General features: G+C 70.8%; 16 protein-coding genes. 13 read left to right on the top strand and 3 right to left on the bottom strand.

All coding sequences use genetic code 11. The features are described from left to right. Positions 1–85 precede the first annotated feature (85 nt). From uvrB to ACIRR8_RS28075, 4 genes are all read left to right on the top strand, one after another. Positions 86–2,215 carry an excinuclease ABC subunit UvrB gene (uvrB, locus tag ACIRR8_RS28090; RefSeq protein ID WP_404069997.1) on the top strand — a complete coding sequence of 710 codons (2,130 nt, stop codon included), beginning with the start codon at positions 86–88 and terminating at the stop codon, positions 2,213–2,215. A 132-nt stretch (positions 2,216–2,347) separates the two neighbouring features. Continuing rightward, on the top strand, positions 2,348–2,926 hold the full coding sequence (locus tag ACIRR8_RS28085) for a TerD family protein (protein ID WP_026237542.1): 579 nt from the start codon (positions 2,348–2,350) through the stop codon (positions 2,924–2,926). Between the two features lie 120 nt (positions 2,927–3,046). Continuing rightward, positions 3,047–4,990, top strand: coding sequence for a TerD family protein (locus ACIRR8_RS28080; protein WP_404069994.1), 1,944 nt, complete (start codon positions 3,047–3,049; stop codon positions 4,988–4,990). Between the two features lie 242 nt (positions 4,991–5,232). Continuing rightward, positions 5,233–6,252, top strand: a complete 1,020-nt coding sequence (locus ACIRR8_RS28075) for a TerC family protein (RefSeq protein ID WP_404069992.1) — start codon at positions 5,233–5,235, stop codon at positions 6,250–6,252. Positions 6,253–6,596: 344 nt separating this feature from the next. On the opposite strand, the gene ACIRR8_RS28070 is transcribed toward ACIRR8_RS28075, so the two are convergent. Together ACIRR8_RS28070 and ACIRR8_RS28065 are read right to left on the bottom strand one after the other, a co-directional pair. Continuing rightward, positions 6,597–7,253 carry an MBL fold metallo-hydrolase gene (locus ACIRR8_RS28070; protein WP_404069990.1) on the bottom strand — a complete coding sequence of 219 codons (657 nt, stop codon included), beginning with the start codon at positions 7,251–7,253 and terminating at the stop codon, positions 6,597–6,599. A 53-nt stretch (positions 7,254–7,306) separates the two neighbouring features. After that, positions 7,307–7,996, bottom strand: a complete 690-nt coding sequence (locus tag ACIRR8_RS28065; protein ID WP_404069988.1) for a maleylpyruvate isomerase family mycothiol-dependent enzyme — start codon at positions 7,994–7,996, stop codon at positions 7,307–7,309. Positions 7,997–8,172: 176 nt separating this feature from the next. Here ACIRR8_RS28065 and uvrA point away from each other — a divergent pair, with 176 nt between their 5' ends. Together uvrA and ACIRR8_RS28055 are read left to right on the top strand one after the other, a co-directional pair. Then, positions 8,173–11,220, top strand: coding sequence for an excinuclease ABC subunit UvrA (gene uvrA, locus ACIRR8_RS28060; RefSeq protein WP_404069986.1), 3,048 nt, complete (start codon positions 8,173–8,175; stop codon positions 11,218–11,220). Positions 11,221–11,485: 265 nt separating this feature from the next. Next, on the top strand, positions 11,486–11,914 hold the full coding sequence (locus ACIRR8_RS28055; RefSeq protein WP_356748619.1) for a Rieske (2Fe-2S) protein: 429 nt from the start codon (positions 11,486–11,488) through the stop codon (positions 11,912–11,914). A gap of 86 nt (positions 11,915–12,000) precedes the next feature. On the opposite strand, the gene ACIRR8_RS28050 is transcribed toward ACIRR8_RS28055, so the two are convergent. Then, positions 12,001–12,930, bottom strand: coding sequence for a hypothetical protein (locus tag ACIRR8_RS28050; RefSeq protein WP_404069984.1), 930 nt, complete (start codon positions 12,928–12,930; stop codon positions 12,001–12,003). A 225-nt stretch (positions 12,931–13,155) separates the two neighbouring features. Here ACIRR8_RS28050 and ACIRR8_RS28045 point away from each other — a divergent pair, with 225 nt between their 5' ends. From ACIRR8_RS28045 to gap, 7 genes are all read left to right on the top strand, one after another. Continuing rightward, a complete protein-coding gene (locus tag ACIRR8_RS28045) occupies positions 13,156–13,770 on the top strand; it encodes a papain-like cysteine protease family protein (protein WP_404069982.1) in 615 nt (204 codons plus the stop codon). A gap of 4 nt (positions 13,771–13,774) precedes the next feature. After that, positions 13,775–14,653 carry a hypothetical protein gene (locus ACIRR8_RS28040; RefSeq protein WP_404069980.1) on the top strand — a complete coding sequence of 293 codons (879 nt, stop codon included), beginning with the start codon at positions 13,775–13,777 and terminating at the stop codon, positions 14,651–14,653. A gap of 144 nt (positions 14,654–14,797) precedes the next feature. Then, positions 14,798–16,870 (top strand): excinuclease ABC subunit UvrC, encoded by a 2,073-nt coding sequence (gene uvrC, locus ACIRR8_RS28035; protein ID WP_404069978.1) that lies wholly within the window; start codon positions 14,798–14,800, stop codon positions 16,868–16,870. Beyond that, a complete protein-coding gene (rapZ, locus tag ACIRR8_RS28030; RefSeq protein ID WP_404069976.1) occupies positions 16,867–17,880 on the top strand; it encodes an RNase adapter RapZ in 1,014 nt (337 codons plus the stop codon). Before uvrC ends, rapZ begins: the two co-directional genes overlap by 4 nt. After that, a complete protein-coding gene (gene yvcK, locus ACIRR8_RS28025; protein WP_404069974.1) occupies positions 17,877–18,911 on the top strand; it encodes a uridine diphosphate-N-acetylglucosamine-binding protein YvcK in 1,035 nt (344 codons plus the stop codon). Before rapZ ends, yvcK begins: the two co-directional genes overlap by 4 nt. Next, positions 18,902–19,891 (top strand): DNA-binding protein WhiA, encoded by a 990-nt coding sequence (whiA, locus tag ACIRR8_RS28020; protein ID WP_084745309.1) that lies wholly within the window; start codon positions 18,902–18,904, stop codon positions 19,889–19,891. Before yvcK ends, whiA begins: the two co-directional genes overlap by 10 nt. A 242-nt stretch (positions 19,892–20,133) precedes the next feature. Then, positions 20,134–21,144 (top strand): type I glyceraldehyde-3-phosphate dehydrogenase, encoded by a 1,011-nt coding sequence (gap, locus tag ACIRR8_RS28015; protein ID WP_355867433.1) that lies wholly within the window; start codon positions 20,134–20,136, stop codon positions 21,142–21,144. Positions 21,145–21,149: the final 5 nt, after the last annotated feature.

Here is a 21,149-nt window from a genome sequence, read left to right as displayed (position 1 = left end):
CCCGCCGCACCCCCGCGAGGCCACCGGACGGTCCTTGTCGCGCCGATCCGAGGCCGTTGTCAGTGGGGGACCGTACGGTGGTTGCATGCGGCCCGTTTCCAAGATCGAACGTTCGGTGGCGCCCTTCGAGGTCGTCAGTCCCTACCAGCCCAGCGGCGACCAGCCGGCGGCCATCGCCGAGCTGGACCGGCGTATCCGCGCAGGCGAGAAGGATGTCGTCCTGCTCGGCGCGACCGGCACCGGCAAGTCGGCGACCACCGCCTGGATGATCGAGAAGCTGCAGCGCCCCACCCTGGTGATGGCGCCGAACAAGACGCTCGCCGCCCAGCTGGCCAACGAGTTCCGCGAGCTCCTGCCGAACAACGCGGTGGAGTATTTCGTCTCGTACTACGACTACTACCAGCCCGAGGCGTACGTCCCGCAGTCGGACACCTACATCGAGAAGGACTCCTCGATCAACGAGGAGGTCGAGCGGCTGCGCCACTCCGCGACCAACTCGCTGCTCACCCGGCGCGACGTCGTCGTGGTCGCCTCCGTCTCCTGCATCTACGGCCTCGGTACGCCCCAGGAGTACGTGGACCGCATGGTCCAGCTCAAGGTCGGCGAGGAGATCGACCGCGACCAACTGCTTCGCCGGTTCGTGGAGATGCAGTACACGCGCAACGACCTCGCCTTCACCCGCGGCACCTTCCGGGTGCGCGGCGACACCATCGAGATCTTCCCGGTCTACGAGGAGCTCGCCGTCCGCATCGAGATGTTCGGCGACGAGATCGAGGCCCTCTCCACGCTCCACCCGCTGACCGGCGAGGTCATCAGCGAGGACCGGTCTCTCCACGTCTTCCCCGCCAGCCATTACGTGGCCGGGCCCGAGCGGCTGGAGAAGGCCGTCCGGGGCATCGAGCAGGAGCTGGAGGAGCGCCTGGCCGAGCTGGAGAAGCAGGGCAAGATGCTGGAGGCCCAGCGGCTGCGGATGCGCACCACGTACGACATCGAGATGCTCCGCCAGATCGGCAGCTGCTCCGGCGTCGAGAACTACTCGATGCACTTCGACGAGCGGGCCCCCGGCACCGCACCCAACACCCTCCTCGACTACTTCCCCGAGGACTTCCTGCTCGTCCTCGACGAGTCGCACGTCACCGTGCCGCAGATCGGCGCGATGTACGAGGGCGACGCCTCCCGCAAGCGGACGCTCGTCGACCACGGCTTCCGGCTGCCGTCCGCCATGGACAACCGCCCGCTGAAGTGGGAGGAGTTCCTGAAGCGCATCGACCAGACCGTCTACCTCTCCGCCACCCCGGGCAAGTACGAGCTCTCGCGCGGCGACGGCTTCGTCGAGCAGATCATCCGTCCCACCGGCCTGGTCGACCCCGAGATCGTCGTCAAGCCGACCGAGGGCCAGATCGACGACCTGGTGCACGAGATCCGCAAGCGGACCGAGCGCGACGAGCGGGTCCTGGTCACCACGCTCACCAAGAAGATGTCGGAGGACCTCACCGACTACTTCCTGGAGCTCGGCATCCAGGTCAGGTATCTCCACAGCGACGTCGACACCCTGCGCCGCATCGAGCTGCTGCGCGAGCTGCGCTCCGGTGAGTACGACGTCCTGGTCGGCATCAACCTGCTGCGCGAGGGCCTCGACCTCCCCGAGGTCTCCCTCGTGGCCATCCTCGACGCCGACAAGCAGGGCTTCCTGCGTTCGGGCACCTCGCTCATCCAGACCATCGGCCGCGCCGCCCGAAACGTCTCCGGCCAGGTCCATATGTACGCCGACAAGGTCACCCCGGCGATGGCGCAGGCCATCGACGAGACGAACCGCCGCCGCGAGAAGCAGATCGCGTACAACACCGAGCGCGGCCTCGACCCGCAGCCGCTGCGCAAGAAGATCAACGACATCGTCGCCACCATCGCCCGCGAGGAGATCGACACCGAGCAGCTCCTCGGCACCGGCTACCGGCAGGGCAAGGAGGCCAAGACGCCGGTGCCGACGCTCGGCGCCAAGGCGGCCAAGGGCGGCGCGAAGGCCAAGGGCGCCTCGGCCGGTGCGGTCGTCAGCGACCGTCCCGCGGCCGAACTGGCCGGAATCATCGAGGAGATGACCGACCGCATGCGGGCCGCCGCCGCCGACCTGCAGTTCGAGGTCGCCGCCCGGCTGCGTGACGAGGTGGGCGAGTTGAAGAAGGAGCTCCGCCAGATGAAGGAGGCGGGCCTCGCCTGAGGCCCAGGGCCCGGTGTGTTGCAAGACCGACACAAAAACGGACCGAACCTGCTGCCGCGCCGGGGGGAATGCGTAGGGTGCGGGGAAACCGCACACCGACGGTTGCGGGGCAATGCCGAGAGGGGACAGCGCGTGACGGTCAACATGACCAAGGGTCAGGCCATCAGCCTGCAGAAGAGCGACGGGGGGACCCTGACGGCGGTACGGATGGGGCTCGGCTGGCAGGCGGCTCCGCGCCGCGGTCTGTTCGGCTCACGCACCCGCGAGATCGACCTGGACGCCTCGGCGGTGCTCTTCGCCGACAAGCAGCCGGTCGATGTCGTGTTCTTCCGTCACCTCGTCAGCGACGACGGCTCGGTCAAGCACACCGGCGACAACCTGGTAGGCGGCGCCGGCTCCGGCGGCGACGACGAGGCGATCCTCGTCGACCTCCAGCGCGTCCCGGTCCACATCGACCAGATCGTCTTCACGGTGAACTCCTTCACCGGCCAGACGTTCCAGGAGGTGCAGAACGCCTTCTGTCGCATCGTGGACGAGACCAACGGCCAGGAGCTCGCCCGGTACACGCTGGACGGCGGCGGCCAGTACACCGCCCAGATCATGGCCAAGGTGCACCGCGCGGGCGGCGGCTGGCAGATGACGGCCCTCGGGAACCCGGCCAACGGCCGCACCTTCCAGGACCTGATGCCGTCCATCCTGCCCCACCTGTAGGACGGCCGGACCGGATTCAGGCCGGCACCGGCACCTGCGGCTCCCGGAGGCACCCGCCTCCGGGAGCCGCACCGCGCGTGGTGCGCGGGCACAGCACACATCGTCGAGGGGGACAGCGCAATGACGGCCGAACTGGTCCGCGGGCAGAACCACACCTTGCCCCGGACCCGTCTGGAGATCCGGGTGTCCGCGGGCTCACCCGTCGTGGCCGGCGCCACCCTCGGCGACGAGAGGGGCGTGGTGCGCGGCGCCGAGTGGATCGCCCACCCCGGCTCGCCCCAGCTCCCCGGCCTCGAAGTCTCCCAGCAGGCCGCGGCCGGCCACCGCCTCGCCGTCGACCTGGAGGCGCTGCCAGAGGCCGTGCACCGGGTCACCGTGCTGCTCGCCCTCCCGGTCGGTGTGGGCGGCCCGGCCCGGTTCGGCGCCACCGCCGCGCCCTTCGTCGCCGTCACCGGGCTCGACGGCACCGAGATCGCCACCTTCACCCTCACCGGCCTGGACACCGAGTCGGCGGTCACCGCCCTGGAGATCTACCGCCGCCAGGACGTCTGGAAGGTCCGGGCCGTCGGCCAGGGGTACGCGGCCGGGCTGGCCGAGATGCTCGCCGACCAGGGCCTGTCCAATGCGGCCGAGCTGGCCGCGTCCATCCAGGAGGCGGTGGCCCGCTCCCTGGCCCGCTCGGTGGCCCCGCCACCGCCCCGCACACCCGAAGGCGACCGCGTACGACAGGCGTCCGGGCCGCCGGACCCCGGCCCCGCGCCCGCCACGCCACCGGCAGCCACCCCCGCGCAACCGCCGGCCGCCATCAGCACCGACACGGCCGCCGCCCCCAGCGCCGGCGGCCCCATCAACTACGCGCACCCGCGACGCCAGCACGCCGCCCCGCCGTCGCCGCCGCCCGCCGCGCCCCCCGCCCAGCCCGGGCAGGCCGCGCAGCCGGTGGCAGGGGACGCCACCGGCTGGTCGATGGACGAGCGGCTCTACAACCAGATCTGGGGCATGTTCGAGGACCTGGCACGGGCCGCCGCGGCTTACCGCAGCGCCGTGGACTTCGCCGAGTCCCGTATGGACCAGGAACTCGACCGGTCGCTCTCCGACCCGCGCAACCGGATCGGCGGCGCGGGCGACCGCGCCCGCGAGGAGGCCCGTGCCAAACGCGACGAGCTGACCGCCCGGGCCCGTGAGGTCCTCGACCGCGACCTCGCCCAGCTGGCCGCAGAGGCCGCCGTCGTCGAACCCGCGCTCCCCGCCGCGTACGCCGGCTGGGACAACCCCGTCTGGCACGCCCACCGCATCCCGATGGAGCTGCCGATGGCTCTGCGCCTGGGCGACCTCCATCTGCCCGAGCGCACCGACCTGCGCATCCCGCTGCTGGTCCGGCTGCCGCTGGAGCGGGGGATGTGGGTGGACAGCGGGCGTACGGCCTCCGAGGCCGCAGCGCTCATGGACGGCGACCGGCTCCGCCGCCTCGCGATGGAGACCGCCGTCCTGCACGCGGCCCGGCTGCTCGCGGTGTATCCGCCCGGCGAGTTCTCGGTGCACGTCATCGACCCGGCCGGTTCGGCGGCGGGACCGCTGGCGCCGCTGGTCGACGCGGGCGTCCTCGCCGGACCACCAGCCGCCGGACCTCAGGGCGTGGCCGCGGTCCTCGCCCACCTCACCCGCCGCGTGGACCTGGTGCAGATGGCGGTGCGGGCCGGCGCGGCCGACTCGCTCCCGCCCGACCTGGACACCGGCGAGCAGCTCCTGGTGGTCAACGACTTCCCGCACGGCTTCGACGACCGGGCCGTGACCCAGCTCCGCTACCTCGCGGACGAGGGCCCGGCCGTCGGCGTACATCTGCTGATGGTGGCGGACCGCGAAGATGCGAGTGCGTACGGTCCGGTGCTCGACCCGCTCTGGCGGTCGCTGCTGCGGATCACTCCGGTCGCCGACAGCCACCTCGCCGACCCCTGGGTCGGTCACGCTTGGACATACGAGCCGCCGGTGACACCACCGGGCAGCCGGGTCCTGGAGCAAGTCCTCGCGGCGGTCACAGCCGCGCGCAGAGCCGCCGGCCGTTGACCGCAGAACCGCATCTGACCTGGTTATTTTGCCTTATCTTTACCTTTTTCTTTACCTATCCTTGGCAGTACATGTACTGTACTGACCACGGAGGGGAGTACTCCTTACGCGACGTTCCCGTCAGTACGGACCGTGACCGGTCCCGGGGCGTCGGCCCGGCACGCATCCCGTGTGCCAGGGCGGAAGAGACCTCCGGCAGCGACGACGCTGATCAGTAGCCGTAGCGAACTGCCGGAGGCGCAGTGGACGTTTCATGGACCCTTTGGGCTGTGACCATCATTGGTCTGTCAGCCTTGATCGCCGTCGACTTCTTCATCGGGCGCAAGCCCCATGACGTGTCGACCAAGGAAGCCGGTATCTGGACGGCCGTCTGGATAGCCCTGGCCATCATCTTCGGACTCGGCCTGCTGGTGTTCGGCAGCAGCCAGGCATCCGGAGAGTTCTTCGCCGGATTCATCACCGAGAAGTCGCTCAGCGTCGACAACCTCTTCGTCTTCGTCCTGATCATGGCGAAGTTCTCGGTGCCCTCGCACCTCCAGCAGCGCGTGCTGCTCATCGGTGTGCTCATCGCCCTGGTGCTCCGGGCGATCTTCATCGCCGCCGGTGCGGCCGTGATCGCGAACTTCTCGTGGGTGTTCTACATCTTCGGCGCGTTCCTGATCTACACCGCCTGGAAGCTCATCCAGGAGGCCCGGGCCGGCGAGGAGGAAGAGGAGTTCGAGGAGAACCGTCTTCTCAAGAAGATCGAGCAGCGCTTCGGCGTCGCCGACCAGTACCACGGCACGAAGCTCTTCATCCAGAAGAACGGCAAGCGCATCATGACCCCGCTGATGGTGGTCATGCTCGCCATCGGTATGACCGACGTCCTGTTCGCGCTGGACTCGATTCCGGCGATCTTCGGCCTGACCCAGGACCCGTACATCGTCTTCACGGCCAACGCGTTCGCGCTGATGGGTCTGCGCCAGCTGTACTTCCTCATCGGCGGTCTGCTGAAGAAGCTGGTCCACCTCAGCTACGGCCTGTCGGTGATCCTCGGCTTCATCGGCGTGAAGCTGGTGCTGCACGCCCTGCACGAGTCCGGGGTGCACGTGCCCGAGATCTCCATCCCGTTCTCCCTCACCGTCATCTGCGGCGTCCTGGTGGTCACCACGATCACCAGCCTGATCGCCAACAAGAAGCAGGAGGCGGCCGAGGCCGAGGCGGCGGCCAAGGCGAAGAGCATCGACGCGTCCGACGAGCAGCCGGAGAGCGTCAGCAGCTGACCCCGGGCCGCCGAGGGCGGCACAGGGACTCACCGGCAGCGGCCGGGGCGGAAGGGCGCGAGCCCGACCACCCCGGCCGCTGTGCGTGCACCTCCGTCAGAGCTCCCCGAGGAGCGGAAGCTCTCCGAGGAACGCACGGACAGCGACGGCGAAGCCCACGGGATCGGTCTCGTGGACCGTGTGACGCGTGCAGGTGGACAAGGCCGGTGTGCGGGCGGCGGTCCGCCATGGCCTGGGCGTGCCCGGGAGAGAGGGTGGAGCTGCGGACACCGTGGACGGTGAAGGCCATGCCGGGACCCTGCTGTGCGGGTCCGACGCGGCCCGCAGCGCAAGGGGGCCGTCGACTACCAGCCGCGCGCCCGCCACTCCGGCAGGTGCGGCCGCTCGTCCCCGAGGGTCGTGTCGTTGCCGTGGCCCGGGTAGACCCAGGTCTCGTCCGGAAGCCGGTCGAACAGCTTCGTCTCCACGTCGTGCAGCAGGCTCGCGAAGGCCTCGGGGTCCTTGTGCGTGTTGCCGACGCCGCCCGGGAAGAGGCAGTCCCCGGTGAACAGGTGCGGGGCTCCGTGCGGGTCGTCGTAGACCAGCGCGATGGAGCCGGGCGTGTGGCCGACCAGGTGGCGGGCGGTCAGCTCCACCCGGCCGACCGTGATCGTGTCGCCGTCCGCCACGAGCACGTCCGTGGCGACCGGGATGCCCTCGGCGTCGTACCGGCCCGCGTACGTCCGGGCGCCGGTCGCCGCCACCACCTCGGCCAGCGCCTGCCAGTGGTCGCCGTGGCGGTGGGTGGTGACGACGGACGCGATGGAGTCGTCGCCGATCAGCGCCAGCAGGGTGGCGGGCTCGGCCGCCGCGTCGATCAGGAGCTGCTCGCCGGTGGCCCGGCAGCGCAGCAGATAGGCGTTGTTGTTCATCGCGCCGACGGCAACCTTGGAGATCATCAGATCCGTCAGTTCGTGCACGCTCGCCGGTCCGCCGACCTTCACCGCTCCGCTGTACGTCATACGGATCACCCTAATCCGTACGACGTACAGCGGGGACGGAGTCCGGACAGCCGCTACAACGGCGGCAGCCCCGGCAGCGCGCCACCGCTCACGGTCAGCGCCGAGCCGTCGCGGCGGCCGGCCAGCCAGCCGAGGAGATCGGCGGCCGTACCCCGTACCGACACGGCCGGGCCGTCCGCTCCGCCGCCCGTGGTCCAGGTGCGGCCGTCCTCTGCGGTCACCGTGGTGGCGGGGACGTCCGGGTGGCCGGCGAAGCGGTCGGTGAGGAAGGCGATCTCCCGCTCCGTGAAGTCCGCCGGCAGGTCCTCCAGCTCGTAGCCGACGTCCAGGTCGACATGGTGGATCTCCACCTCGATCAGGCGTCGGAAGGGGACCCGGGACGCGGAGTCCGTCACGCCGTTGCGGAGGGCGACCGTACGGGACCAGTCGGCCGGTTCGTCGGCCACCGCCCGCAGACGGTCCGCGCTCTCCCGGAAATCGGCCAGCTGCTCGTCCAGCGGGCGCGAGGCGCCGGCCGCGATGTCGGCGTCCCTCGTTTCGCTGCTCGCGTACATCGGCAGTCCCCGGAGAACATTTCCGATCGCGTCGGCGTTACGTGACAAGTGGGTCAGGACATGGCCCCGGCTCCATCCCGGCAGCCGTGACGGCTCGGCGAGTGCGGCGTTGTCCCACTTACCCGCTTCGTCTAGCAATCGATCGGTCGCTTCGCGTACGGCTCCCAGGTCATGCGCATGATCCATCATGCGGCCGAGCCTAGCTCCGCCACTCATTCGGGTGAAGGTGTCCTAGCGCGACCGTAAATCGAATGTGCGTGCTATACGCTCGGAGAAGTCAAAGCTTCCCACATCGCTGTGGCGCCCCCCATAACCTGGACCGGGGGCTGAGTTCCCCGTTTCTCTCTAGAAAGGTGCGGACCGGCGTGGCCGACCGTCTCATCGTCCGTGGCGCGCGCGAGCACAACCTGAAGAACGTCTCGCTCGATCTCCCCCGTGACTCCCTCATCGTCTTCACCGGGCTCTCCGGGTCGGGCAAGTCGTCCCTCGCGTTCGACACGATCTTCGCCGAGGGCCAGCGGCGCTATGTGGAGTCCCTCTCCTCGTACGCCCGGCAGTTCCTCGGCCAGATGGACAAGCCGGACGTCGATTTCATCGAAGGTCTCTCCCCGGCCGTCTCCATCGACCAGAAGTCGACCTCGCGCAACCCGCGCTCGACGGTCGGCACCATCACGGAGGTCTACGACTACCTCCGCCTGCTCTTCGCCCGGATCGGCAAGCCGCACTGCCCCGAGTGCGGCCGTCCCATCGCCCGCCAGTCGCCGCAGGCCATCGTGGACAAGGTCCTCGGCCTCCCCGAGGGCAGCCGCTTCCAGGTGCTCTCGCCGCTCGTGCGCGAGCGCAAGGGCGAGTTCGTCGACCTCTTCGCCGACCTCCAGACCAAGGGGTACAGCCGCGCCCGGGTCGACGGCACCACCATCCAGCTCTCCGAGCCGCCCACGCTCAAGAAGCAGGAGAAGCACACCATCGAGGTGGTCATCGACCGCCTCACCGTCAAGGACAGCGCCAAGCGCCGGCTCACCGACTCGGTCGAGACCGCGCTCGGCCTCTCCGGCGGCATGGTCGTCCTGGACTTCGTCGACCTCCCCGAGGACGATCCCGAGCGCGAGCGGATGTACTCCGAGCACCTCTACTGCGCCTACGACGACCTCTCCTTCGAGGAGCTGGAGCCGCGCTCCTTCTCCTTCAACTCGCCCTTCGGCGCCTGCCCCGACTGCACGGGTATCGGTACGCGCATGGAGGTCGACCCGGAGCTGATCGTTCCGGACGAGGAGAAGTCGCTCGACGAGGGCGCGATCCACCCCTGGTCGCACGGCCACACCAAGGAGTACTTCGGCCGGCTGATCGGCGCGCTGTCCAAGGCGCTCGGCTTCCGCACGGACATCCCGTGGGCCGGACTCCCGCAGCGCGCCAAGAAGGCCCTGCTGTACGGACACAAGATCCAGACCGAGGTCCGCTACCGCAACCGTTACGGGCGCGAGCGCGCCTACACGACGCCCGCCTTCGAAGGCGCGGTCCAGTTCGTCAAGCGGCGCCACACCGAGGCCGAGAGCGACTCCAGCCGGGAGCGCTTCGAGGGCTACATGCGCGAGGTGCCCTGCCCCACCTGTGAGGGCACCCGGCTCAAGCCGATCGTCCTCGCTGTGACGGTGATGGAGAAGTCCATCGCCGAGGTCTCCGCGATGTCGATCAGCGAGTGCGCCGAGTTCCTCGGCCGCCTCAAGCTGAACGCCCGCGACAAGAAGATCGCCGAGCGGGTCCTCAAGGAGGTCAACGAGCGGCTGAAGTTCCTGGTCGACGTCGGCCTGGACTACCTTTCGCTGAACCGCGCGGCCGGCACTCTCTCCGGCGGCGAGGCCCAGCGCATCCGGCTCGCCACCCAGATCGGCTCCGGCCTGGTCGGCGTGCTGTACGTCCTGGACGAGCCGTCCATCGGCCTCCACCAGCGCGACAACCACCGGCTGATCGAGACCCTGGTCCGGCTCCGCGACATGGGCAACACGCTCATCGTCGTCGAGCACGACGAGGACACCATCAAGGTCGCCGACTGGGTCGTCGACATCGGCCCCGGCGCCGGTGAGCACGGCGGCAAGGTCGTCCACTCCGGCTCGCTCAAGGAGCTGCTGACCAACAAGGGGTCGATCACCGGCCAGTATCTGTCCGGCAAGCGGGCCATCCCGACGCCGGACATCCGCCGCCCGGTCGACCCGGCCCGCAGCCTCACGGTGCACGGTGCCCGCGAGAACAACCTGCACAACATCGACGTCTCCTTCCCGCTCGGCGTGCTCACGGCGGTCACCGGCGTCTCCGGGTCCGGGAAGTCGACCCTGGTCAACGACATCCTCTACACCCACCTGGCCCGCGAGCTGAACGGCGCCAAGTCGGTCCCCGGCCGCCACACCCGGGTCGACGGCGACGACCTGGTCGACAAGGTGGTCCACGTCGACCAGTCGCCGATCGGCCGGACGCCCCGGTCCAACCCGGCGACGTACACCGGCGTCTTCGACCACGTCCGCCGGCTGTTCGCGGAGACGATGGAGGCGAAGGTGCGCGGCTATCTGCCGGGCCGCTTCTCCTTCAACGTCAAGGGCGGCCGCTGCGAGAACTGCTCCGGCGACGGCACGATCAAGATCGAGATGAACTTCCTGCCCGATGTGTACGTTCCGTGCGAGGTCTGCCACGGTGCGCGCTACAACCGGGAGACCCTGGAGGTCCACTACAAGGGCAAGTCCATCGCCGAGGTGCTGGACATGCCGATCGAGGAGGGCCTGGAGTTCTTCGAGGCCGTCCCGGCCATCGCCCGCCACCTCCGTACGCTGAACGACGTCGGCCTCGGATACGTCCGGCTCGGCCAGTCCGCGCCGACCCTCTCCGGCGGTGAGGCGCAGCGGGTCAAGCTGGCGAGCGAGCTCCAGAAGCGCTCCACCGGCCGCACGGTCTACGTCCTGGACGAGCCGACCACCGGGCTCCACTTCGAGGACATCAGCAAGCTGATCACGGTCCTCTCCGGCCTGGTCGACAAGGGCAACTCGGTGATCGTCATCGAGCACAACCTGGACGTCATCAAGACCGCCGACTGGGTCATCGACATGGGCCCCGAAGGCGGCAACGGCGGCGGACTGGTCGTCGCCGAGGGCACGCCGGAGCAGGTCGCCTCGGTCCCGGCCAGCCACACCGGGAAGTTCCTCCAGGGGATCCTGGACGCGGACCGGATCAGCGAGGCCGCGGTGCCGTCGGGACGGGGGACGGCTCGTAAGGCCGCCGCCCGGAAGACCACCACGGCGAAGAAGGCGGCAGCGCCCGGGAAGGCGGCTGCCACCAAGACCACGGCGACGGCGGCCAAGAAGGCCACCGCCACCAAGGCGACCAAGGCCGCCCCCGCGAAGAAGGCGACGCGCGCCCGCAAGGCATGAGCCGATGGCGGTGGCCCCCTCCCGCCCGGGAGGGGGCCACCGCCATGACAGGTGAGCCCACCGCCATGACAGGTGAGCCCACCGCCGAGACCGGGAGCTACCGCCGCGACCGGTGAGCCACCGCCATGAACCAGGACCAGGGCCGGGCCCGGCCGCAGGCCGTCCGTTCGCCGCCGGTATCGTCGGTTCCGTCACCGGCCGCACCAACCTCCGCCCCCGCCCGGCGACACCCGTCCCACCCCGAACAACGATCCGTGGAGTCCGCATGCCCGGCCTGCCCGCCGCCCGCCGTACCGTGCTGAAGGGCGCCGCGCTCGCCGGTGCCGCCGGGCTGGGAGCGGCCGCCTGCTCCACCGAGTCCAAGCTCGGCCACGCCAAGTCGCCCACGCCCACGGCACCCGTCGCGCTCGGCGAGGCCTCCGAGGTCCCCGTCGGCGGTGCCAAGCTCTACCGCGAGCAGCGCCTGGTCGTCAGCTGCCCGGCGAAGGGCGAGTACAAGGCGTTCAGCGCCCAGTGCACGCACGGCGGCTGCGTCCTGACCAAGATCGAGGGCACCGAGGGCCACTGCGCCTGCCACGGCAGCCGCTTCGACACGACCACCGGCGAGGTCATCCAGGGCCCGGCGACCGTCCCGCTGCCCGCGGTCCCGGTCACGGCCGACGGCGGAAAGCTCGTCGCGGGCCCGGACGCCTGACAAGCCGTACGAGGCCTGACAAGCCGTACGACGTCTGACGAGCCGTACGGCCACGCCGCCTGACCCCACCCCCGTACCGCCTGTCCTCACTCCCAGTCCCAGTCGATCCCCACGAGCCCCGGCCGCACCCCCTCCTCCACCACGTGCACCGTCCGGTGCAGGCCGGTGAGCGTCAGGTCCCGGCGGGCCGCGCGGGCCGCGGCGGCCGACGACTGCTCGAAGCGGCGGCACCGCACCGGCAGCGCGGTGCCGTCGAAGCCGACCTGGAGCACGTACTGCCCGCCGCCGAAGGTGAAGCCGCGCACGTACTCGCCGCTGGGGCCGCCCGTACCGTCCTCGAAGCCGTAGCCGAAGACGTACGTCTCGCCCGACCGCAGCCGGGTGTCGAAGAGCAGCTCCGCCACCAGCACGCCCGCCTCCGCGTCCCAGCGCACCCGTCCGGTCCGGCAGTTCTCTCCCGCCCGCACCGCGATCCGCGACGGGTCGCACCCCGGATCGCCCCGGTGGACCGCCAGATAGCGGTCGACGCCGTCCCGGTGCGCGCGTACGACGTGGAGCGAGGTGCGGCCCGCCAGCTCGCGCCGCGCCCCGATCCGGACCCGCTCCTGGTGGTCCACCGTGTGCAGCCCGCCGTCCACCGGTGACTCCATCGCCGCCAGCAGCCGTTCCACCGCGCCGGAGGACTCCAGCAGCGAGCGGTACGAGCGTGCCGCCGGGCGCTCCCCGTCCGTGCCACCGGAACCGTCGTCCCGCAGCAGCCGCAGCAGGGAGTCGCCCGGCAGCGCGAGCACGTCCTCCAGCGCGCGGACGGCCCGCAGCGACTCCGGGCGGCGCGGACGGCGTACGCCCTGCTGCCAGTAGCTCAGGCTGGTCACCCCGAGCTTGACGCCCCGGTGCGCCAGATGGTGCTGCACCCGGTGGAGCGGCAGCCCGCGCACCGAGAGGGCGGTGCGCAGGGCCAGATGGAAGGGGCCGGTGTCCAGCACCCGGTCCAGTTCTCTCTCGGTGTGCCGCATGGGGGCCTCCGGTGAACGTTCACGTGGGGGAGAGGCGACACCGCCCCGGGAGATGCGGGGGAGCAGGTGACGGGGCTGCGCCGTTCACACGGGCGTCGCGCCGTTCACACCGTGATGTCACTCCGCATTGAAGCGTGTTGACCTGTTCCGGACAACGGTCGATGCTCCTCATCAGCGTCCGGACGCGCTCCTCCGATCCCCGCCCCCCGCCTTGGGAGGAACGCCATGCGCAACCGAAGAATCCGTCCCCGAAGGCTGTCCTTCACCGCCCTTCTGGCCGCCGCCCTCCTCGCCGTCCCCGCGGCCACCGCCACCGCCACGGCAGCCGAGCCCGCGTCCCGGGACGGTGTCTCCGTCGCCGCCGCGCAGCGCCTCGACATCACCATGCAGGCGCAAGCGAAGAGCAACTGGTGCTGGGCGGCAGGCGGCAACACCATCGCCGCCTGGTTCGGCCGCAGCTACTCCCAGAACCAGTTCTGCAACGCCTCCTTCAACCGCTCGCAGAACACCGAGTGCCCCAACTCGCAGGCCACCCTCGGCAACGTCCAGACCGGCCTCTCCTGGGCCGGTGTGCGGCCCGGCAGTTACGTCACCGGCTGGCTGCGCTACCCGACCGTGCAGGCCGAGATAGCCGCCCAGCGGCCCATCGAGACCCGCATCCAGTGGTCGTCCGGCGGCGGCCACATGCACGTGATCTACGGCTACGACGACGCCAACAGCTGGGTCTACTGGGGCGACCCGTGGCCCTCCAGCGACCGCTACAACTGGGCCTCGCACTCCTGGTACGTGAACAACAACCAGTTCTCCTGGACCCACTCGCTCTACCGGATCGGGGCGTGAGGACATGACCGCGACCACCCGGCGCCTCGCCGTCGCCACCGCACTCGCCGCCACCGCCCTGCTCGCCGCGGCCCCCGTGGCCTCCGCCGACGAGGCGCCCGCCCCGCCGAAGCTGACCGCCGCCACCCTCGAAGCGGCCCACGAGGCCGCCTCCGCACCGGCGACCCTGGACACCCTGTCCCGGTTCTTCGCCCGGGAGGGGGCGGTGGCGCGTACGGCGGCCGCGCCGCGCATCGACGCGAGGACCGTTCCCGTACGCACACTCTCGGCCGCGTTCGTCGCCGGGAAGCCGGGGGCCGAGCCCAGCACCCTGGACTACCTCGCCGCGACCGCCGTCTCCTCCGACGGCCAGAAGGCCTCCCTGTGGACCGTCCCCGGTTCGGGCGGCAGCGGGGAGTGGCAGGTGGTGAACATCGCCACCGGCGACGACGAGGCCCGCTACACCGCGCAAGGGGCCCGCGCGCTCCCCGGCGGCACGGTCTTCCGGGAGCCGCAGATCGACGCCTGGTACGTCCACGACGCCTACCGCGTGCTGCCGCTGGACGAGGACGCGGCGGCGGCCGTGGGCGCGAAGGGCACCAGCCTGAACGCGTACCGGGCGCGCGTGCGGGAGGCGTACGGCGACAAGCTGCCCGGCTCCGGATACGCGGAGTCCGGCAAGGCGGGAGGCTACGGCCCCGGGGCGGCGGGCGCGGACACCGGGCAGGCGCCGGCCCCCGGCCCCGCGCTCGCCGACGCGGCCGGCACCGGCACCCCGGACACCGCGCTGACCGCCGTCTCCACGATGGCCGGAGCCGGGGCCCTGCTCGCCTTGGCGCTCGGCGGAGCCGCCGCCGTACGCCACCGGACCCGCGCCCGGCGCAACCCCGCGCCGGACGCCTGAGCGGACCGCTCCGGGGCGCGCACGCCCCGGAGCGGCCGTTCATGAAGCCGCGCTCCGGGCCCGCCGGTACCACCGGCGGGCCCGGAGCGCACCGGTCACCTCGCGGACGACGTCCTGTCACACCCCGCAAGTAGGGTGTGAACCATGGCAGACCCCTCCAGCTACCGCCCCAGCCCGGGGCAGATCCCCGACTCCCCGGGGGTCTACAAGTTCCGCGACGAGCACCGCCGGGTGATCTACGTCGGGAAGGCCAAGAACCTCCGCCAGCGCGTGGCCAACTACTTCCAGGACCTGGCCAATCTCCATCCGCGTACGCGCTCGATGGTCACGACCGCCGCCTCCGTGGAGTGGACGGTGGTCTCCACCGAGGTCGAGGCGCTCCAGCTGGAGTACACCTGGATCAAGGAGTTCGACCCCCGGTTCAACGTCAAGTACCGGGACGACAAGAGCTATCCCTATCTGGCCGTCACGCTGAACGAGGAGTTCCCCCGCGTCCAGGTGATGCGCGGCGCCAAGAAGAAGGGCGTGCGCTACTTCGGTCCGTACGGGCACGCCTGGGCGATCCGCGAGACCGTCGACCTGATGCTCCGGGTCTTCCCCGTCCGCACCTGCTCCGCCGGCGTCTTCAAGAACGCCGCCCGCACCGGCCGCCCCTGCCTCCTCGGCTACATCGACAAGTGCTCGGCCCCCTGCGTCGGCCGCGTCACCCCCGAGGAACACCGGGAGCTGGCCGAGGACTTCTGCGACTTCATGGCCGGGCGCACGGGCACGTACATCCGGCGCCTGGAGAAGGACATGGCGCAGGCGGCCGAGGAGATGGAGTACGAGCGCGCCGCCCGCCTCCGGGACGACGCCGGGGCCCTCAAGCGGGCCATGGAGAAGAGCGCCGTCGTCCTCGCCGACGCCACCGACGCCGACCTGATCGCCGTCGCCGAGGACGAGCTGGAGGCCGCCCTCCAGATCTTCCACGTGCGCGGCGGCCGGGTGCGCGGCCAGCGCGGCTGGGTCACCGACAAGGTCGAGGCGGTCGACACGGCCGGCCTCGTCGAACACGCGCTCCAGCAGCTGTATGGCGAGGAGCGCGGCGACGCCGTCCCCAAGGAGGTCCTGGTCCCGGCCCTGCCCGAGGACACCGAGGCGGTCTCCCAGTGGCTCGCCGAGCGCCGGGGCTCCCAGGTCAGCCTGCGCATCCCGCAGCGCGGCGACAAGAAGGACCTCATGGCGACGGTCCAGCGCAACGCCCAGCAGGCACTCGGCCTGCACAAGACCAAGCGCGCCTCCGACCTCACCACCCGCTCCCGGGCCCTGGAGGAGATCGCGGAGGCGCTCGGCCTGGACACCGCGCCACTGCGCATCGAGTGCTACGACATCTCGCACCTCCAGGGCGACGACGTGGTGGCCTCCATGGTCGTCTTCGAGGACGGCCTGGCCCGCAAGAGCGAGTACCGCCGCTTCCAGATCAAGGGCTTCGAGGGCCAGGACGACGTCCGCTCGATGCACGAGGTGATCGGCCGCCGCTTCAAGCGCTACCTCCAGGAGAAGGAGCGCACGGGGGAGTGGGACCAGGTGCCGCAGGAGGCCGCTCCCGGCCCCGTCGCCGAGGTCACCGGCCCCGCTCCAACCGGCCCCGTCGAGGCCCCCGCCTTCACCCCCGCCTCCCCGGCCGACGAGATCGAGCCCCGTGAGGACGACGGCCGCCCCAAGCGGTTCGCGTACCCGCCGCAGCTCGTCGTGGTCGACGGCGGTCAGCCGCAGGTCGCCGCCGCCAAGCGCGCCCTCGACGAGCTGGGCATCGACGACATCGCCGTCTGCGGCCTGGCCAAGCGGCTGGAGGAGGTCTGGCTCCCCGATGACGACGACCCCGTCGTCCTGCCGCGCTCCAGCGAAGGCCTCTACCTCCTCCAGCGCGTCCGGGACGAGGCCCACCGCTTCGCCATCACCTACCAGCGCGCCAAGCGGGCCAAGCGCATCCGTACGAGCCCTCTGGACGACGTGGCCGGGCTCGGCGAGACCCGTAAACAGGCCCTGATCAAGTATTTCGGCTCCGTGAAGAAGCTCCGGCAGGCGACAATCGAGGAGATCTGCGAGGTCCCCGGGATAGGGCGCAGGACGGCCGAATCGGTGGCGGCCGCCCTCGCCTCGGCCGCTCCCGCGGCCCCTGCCGTGAACACGGCCACAGGAGAGATCATGGAAGAGGACGACGGGGGCACGCCATGACCGAGCACACCCGCCGGGCCACCGGGCAAGGCGGCGCCCACCCCGGCGACCACGACCAGCACCACCAGCAGCACGAACGAACAGACCGAGCAGACGGAGCAGACGTGAGTACGAACACCACGAACGAGACGGGCGAGGCAATCGCGCCGGCCATCCCCGAGCTGGTGATCATCTCCGGCATGTCCGGCGCCGGACGCAGCACCGCCGCCAAGTGTCTGGAGGACCTCGGCTGGTTCGTCGTCGACAATCTGCCGCCCGCGCTGATCCCCACCATGGTGGAGCTCGGCGCCCGCTCGCAGGGCAACGTGGCGCGGATCGCCGTCGTCGTCGACGTGCGCGGCCGCCGCTTCTTCGACAACCTCCGCGAGTCCCTCGCCGACCTGGAGGCCAAGCACGTCACCCGGCGGATCGTCTTCCTGGAGTCCTCCGACGACGCGCTGGTCCGCCGCTTCGAGTCCGTCCGCCGCCCGCACCCCCTCCAGGGCGACGGCCGCATCGTCGACGGCATCGCCGCCGAGCGCGACCTGCTGCGCGAGCTGCGCGGCGACGCCGACCTCGTCATCGACACCTCCAGCCTCAACGTGCACGAGCTGCGGGCCAAGATGGACGCCCAGTTCGCGGGCGAGTCCGAGCCGGAGCTGCGGGCCACGGTGATGTCCTTCGGCTACAAGTACGGCCTGCCCGTCGACGCCGACCTCGTCGTCGACTGCCGCTTCCTGCCCAACCCGCACTGGGTCCCGGAGCTGCGCCCCTTCACCGGCCTCAACGAGGAGGTCTCCGGTTACGTCTTCGACCAGCCCGGGGCCAAGGAGTTCCTCAACCAGTACACGGAGCTGCTCCAGCTGATCGCCGCCGGCTACCGCCGCGAGGGCAAGCGGTACGTGACCATCGCCGTGGGCTGCACCGGCGGCAAGCACCGCTCCGTCGCCATGTCGGAGAAGCTCTCCGCCCGCCTGGCCGCCGAAGGCATCGAGACCGTCCTCGTCCACCGGGACATGGGGCGAGAGTGACCGGTCGCAATCTGCGGATGCGGCGGCTGAGCCGCGCCACCTCGGCGCTCTCCGGCCGCAAACGCGGTGCACAGCCCAAGGTCGTCGCGCTCGGCGGCGGCATGGGCCTCTCGGCGTCCCTGGCGGCGCTGCGCCGGATCACCGGCGACCTCACGGCCGTGGTCACCGTCGCCGACGACGGCGGCTCCAGCGGCCGGCTCCGTGAGGAGCTGGGCGTCCTGCCGCCCGGAGACCTGCGCAAGGCGCTCGCCGCGCTCTGCGGCGACGACGACTGGGGCCGCACCTGGGCCCAGGTCATCCAGCACCGGTTCGAGTCCAAGGGCGACCTCCACGAGCACGCGGTCGGCAACCTGCTGATCGTGGCTCTCTGGGAGCAGCTCGGCGACCATGTCCAGGCCCTCGACCTCGTCGGCAAGCTGCTCGGCGCGCAGGGCCGCGTGCTGCCCATGTCCGCTGTGCCGCTGGAACTCCAGGCGCTGGTCAAGGGCCACGACCCGGAGCTGCCCGACGCGATCGTCACCGTGCGCGGGCAGGCCACGGTGGCGCTCACGCCGGGCGAGGTGCAGTCCGTGCACGTCGTCCCGCCCGACCCGCCGGCCGTCCCGGAGGCCGTCGCGGCGGTCCTCGACGCGGACTGGGTGGTGCTCGGCCCGGGCTCCTGGTTCTCCTCGGTGATCCCGCATCTGCTGGTGCCGGATCTGCTCGACGCTCTGGTCACCACGAAGGCACGCAAGGTCCTGTCGTTGAATCTCGCACCACAACCCGGTGAAACCGAGGGGTTCTCACCGCAGCGTCATTTGGAGGTTTTGGGACGACACGCCCCTAAACTCGCCTTGGACGTGGTGCTGGCCGACGAGGCAGCCGTGCCCGACCGCGCATCGCTCGACGACGCCGCCCAGCGGCTCGGGGCGGCGGTCGAGCTGGCGCCGGTGGCATCGCCCGACGGCGTTCCGGTCCATGATCAGGAGCTGTTGGCCGCCGCGTACGACCGTATTTTTCGGATGCATGGAAGGATCGGCCCATGGCGATGACGCCAGCGGTGAAGGACGAAATCTCTCGGCTTCCCGTCACCCGGACCTGCTGCAGGAAAGCAGAGGTCTCGGCGATTCTTCGGTTCGCGGGCGGGCTGCACCTGGTGAGCGGCCGCATTGTGATCGAGGCGGAGCTGGACACCGCGATGGCGGCGCGCCGGCTCAAGCGCGACATCCTCGAAATCTTCGGGCACAGCTCGGAGCTGATCGTGATGGCACCCGGTGGACTGCGGCGCGGCTCGCGCTATGTCGTACGGGTGGTGGCGGGCGGCGACCAGCTGGCCCGCCAGACCGGCCTGGTGGACGGCCGCGGCCGCCCCATCCGCGGTCTGCCGCCGCAGGTGGTCTCGGGGGCCACCTGCGACGCCGAGGCCGCCTGGCGCGGGGCCTTCCTGGCCCACGGCTCGCTCACCGAGCCCGGCCGCTCCTCCTCGCTGGAGGTCACCTGCCCCGGCCCGGAGGCCGCCCTCGCCCTGGTCGGCGCGGCCCGTCGGCTCTCCATCGCCGCCAAGGCCCGCGAGGTCCGCGGCGTGGACCGGGTCGTCGTCCGCGACGGCGACGCCATCGGCGCCCTGCTCACCCGGCTCGGCGCCCATGAGTCGGTGCTGGCCTGGGAGGAGCGCCGGATGCGGCGCGAGGTCCGCGCCACGGCCAACCGGCTGGCCAATTTCGACGACGCCAACCTGCGCCGCTCGGCCCGCGCGGCGGTCGCCGCCGGCGCCCGGGTCGGACGCGCGCTGGAGATCCTCGGCGAGGAGGTCCCCGAGCACCTCGCGGCGGCCGGCCGGCTCCGCATGGAGCACAAGCAGGCCTCCTTGGAGGAGCTGGGAGCGCTCGCCGACCCGCCGCTGACCAAGGACGCCGTCGCCGGCCGGATCCGCCGCCTGCTGGCCATGGCCGACAAGCGCGCCCAGGACCTCGGCATTCCGGGCACGGAAGCCACGCTCAGCGAGGAGCTGGCGGACGGCCTGGTCGGCTGATCCGTCGGCGGGCCCGGGACCAAGGTCCCGGGCCGTACCGGGGCGAAGGTCCCGCGGCCGTGCGGAGGCCCGTGCACCCTACTGGGGAGTACGGGCCTCCCGTCGTATTCCGCTGGCGCGTACGGCCCCTGTCGATGTCACCCCCGGGCCCTCGTAGAGGTAGGGTCGACAGCGGTCGGGGACATCCCTATACACCCTCGCCGGCGTCATAAACCGGCGTACCTATACGAGGAGATCGGTTCGTGACGATCCGCGTAGGCATCAACGGCTTTGGCCGCATCGGTCGTAACTACTTCCGCGCGCTGCTGGAGCAGGGTGCGGACATCGAGATCGTGGCTGTCAACGACCTGGGTGACACTGCGACCACGGCCCACCTGCTGAAGTACGACACCATCCTGGGTCGTCTCAAGGCAGAGGTCAGCCACACCGCCGACACCATCACCGTCGATGGCCACACCATCAAGGTGCTCTCCGAGCGCAACCCGGCCGACATCCCCTGGGGTGAGCTGGGCGTCGACATCGTCATCGAGTCGACCGGCATCTTCACCAAGAAGGCCGACGCCGAGAAGCACATCGCCGGTGGCGCCAAGAAGGTCCTCATCTCGGCTCCGGCCAAGGACGAGGACATCACCATCGTGATGGGCGTCAACCAGGACAAGTACGACGCGGCCAGCCACCACGTCATCTCCAACGCCTCCTGCACCACCAACTGTGTGGCGCCGATGGCCAAGGTTCTCGACGAGAACTTCGGCATCGTCAAGGGCCTGATGACGACGGTCCACGCGTACACCAACGACCAGCGCATCCTGGACTTCCCGCACTCGGACCTGCGCCGCGCCCGCGCCGCCGCCGAGAACATCATCCCGACCACGACCGGTGCCGCCAAGGCCACCGCTCTGGTCCTCCCGCAGCTCAAGGGCAAGCTCGACGGCATCGCGATGCGCGTCCCGGTCCCGACCGGCTCCGCCACCGACCTCGTCGTCACCCTGGACCGCGAGGTCACCAAGGACGAGGTCAACGCCGCGTTCAAGAAGGCCGCCGACGACGGCGCCCTCAAGGGCTTCCTGACGTACACCGAGGACCCGATCGTCTCCTCGGACATCGTCGGCGACCCGTCGTCCTGCACCTTCGACTCCTCCCTGACCATGGTCCAGGAGGGCAACACGGTGAAGATCCTCGGCTGGTACGACAACGAGTGGGGCTACTCCAACCGCCTCGTCGACCTCACGGTCTTCGTCGGCGAGCAGCTCTGACCTTC

The sequence above is a fragment of the Streptomyces sp. NPDC101178 genome (genome assembly GCF_044767965.1).
Lineage (GTDB): Bacteria > Actinomycetota > Actinomycetes > Streptomycetales > Streptomycetaceae > Streptomyces.
The sequence above is the reverse complement of the archived record's forward strand: the minus strand, read 5'-3'. Positions and strand labels throughout refer to the sequence as shown.

Bases quoted from the DNA above. Each gene is read 5' to 3' on its own strand.
- uvrB (WP_404069997.1), top strand. From the start codon at position 86: ATGCGGCCCGTTTCCAAGATCGAACGTTCGGTGGCGCCCTTCGAGGTC.
- ACIRR8_RS28080 (WP_404069994.1), top strand. From the start codon at position 3,047: ATGACGGCCGAACTGGTCCGCGGGCAGAACCACACCTTGCCCCGGACC.
- ACIRR8_RS28070 (WP_404069990.1), bottom strand. From the start codon at position 7,253: ATGACGTACAGCGGAGCGGTGAAGGTCGGCGGACCGGCGAGCGTGCAC.
- ACIRR8_RS28065 (WP_404069988.1), bottom strand. From the start codon at position 7,996: ATGATGGATCATGCGCATGACCTGGGAGCCGTACGCGAAGCGACCGAT.
- ACIRR8_RS28055 (WP_356748619.1), top strand. From the start codon at position 11,486: ATGCCCGGCCTGCCCGCCGCCCGCCGTACCGTGCTGAAGGGCGCCGCG.
- ACIRR8_RS28050 (WP_404069984.1), bottom strand. From the start codon at position 12,930: ATGCGGCACACCGAGAGAGAACTGGACCGGGTGCTGGACACCGGCCCC.
- ACIRR8_RS28045 (WP_404069982.1), top strand. From the start codon at position 13,156: ATGCGCAACCGAAGAATCCGTCCCCGAAGGCTGTCCTTCACCGCCCTT.
- ACIRR8_RS28040 (WP_404069980.1), top strand. From the start codon at position 13,775: ATGACCGCGACCACCCGGCGCCTCGCCGTCGCCACCGCACTCGCCGCC.
- uvrC (WP_404069978.1), top strand. From the start codon at position 14,798: ATGGCAGACCCCTCCAGCTACCGCCCCAGCCCGGGGCAGATCCCCGAC.
- rapZ (WP_404069976.1), top strand. From the start codon at position 16,867: ATGACCGAGCACACCCGCCGGGCCACCGGGCAAGGCGGCGCCCACCCC.
- whiA (WP_084745309.1), top strand. From the start codon at position 18,902: ATGGCGATGACGCCAGCGGTGAAGGACGAAATCTCTCGGCTTCCCGTC.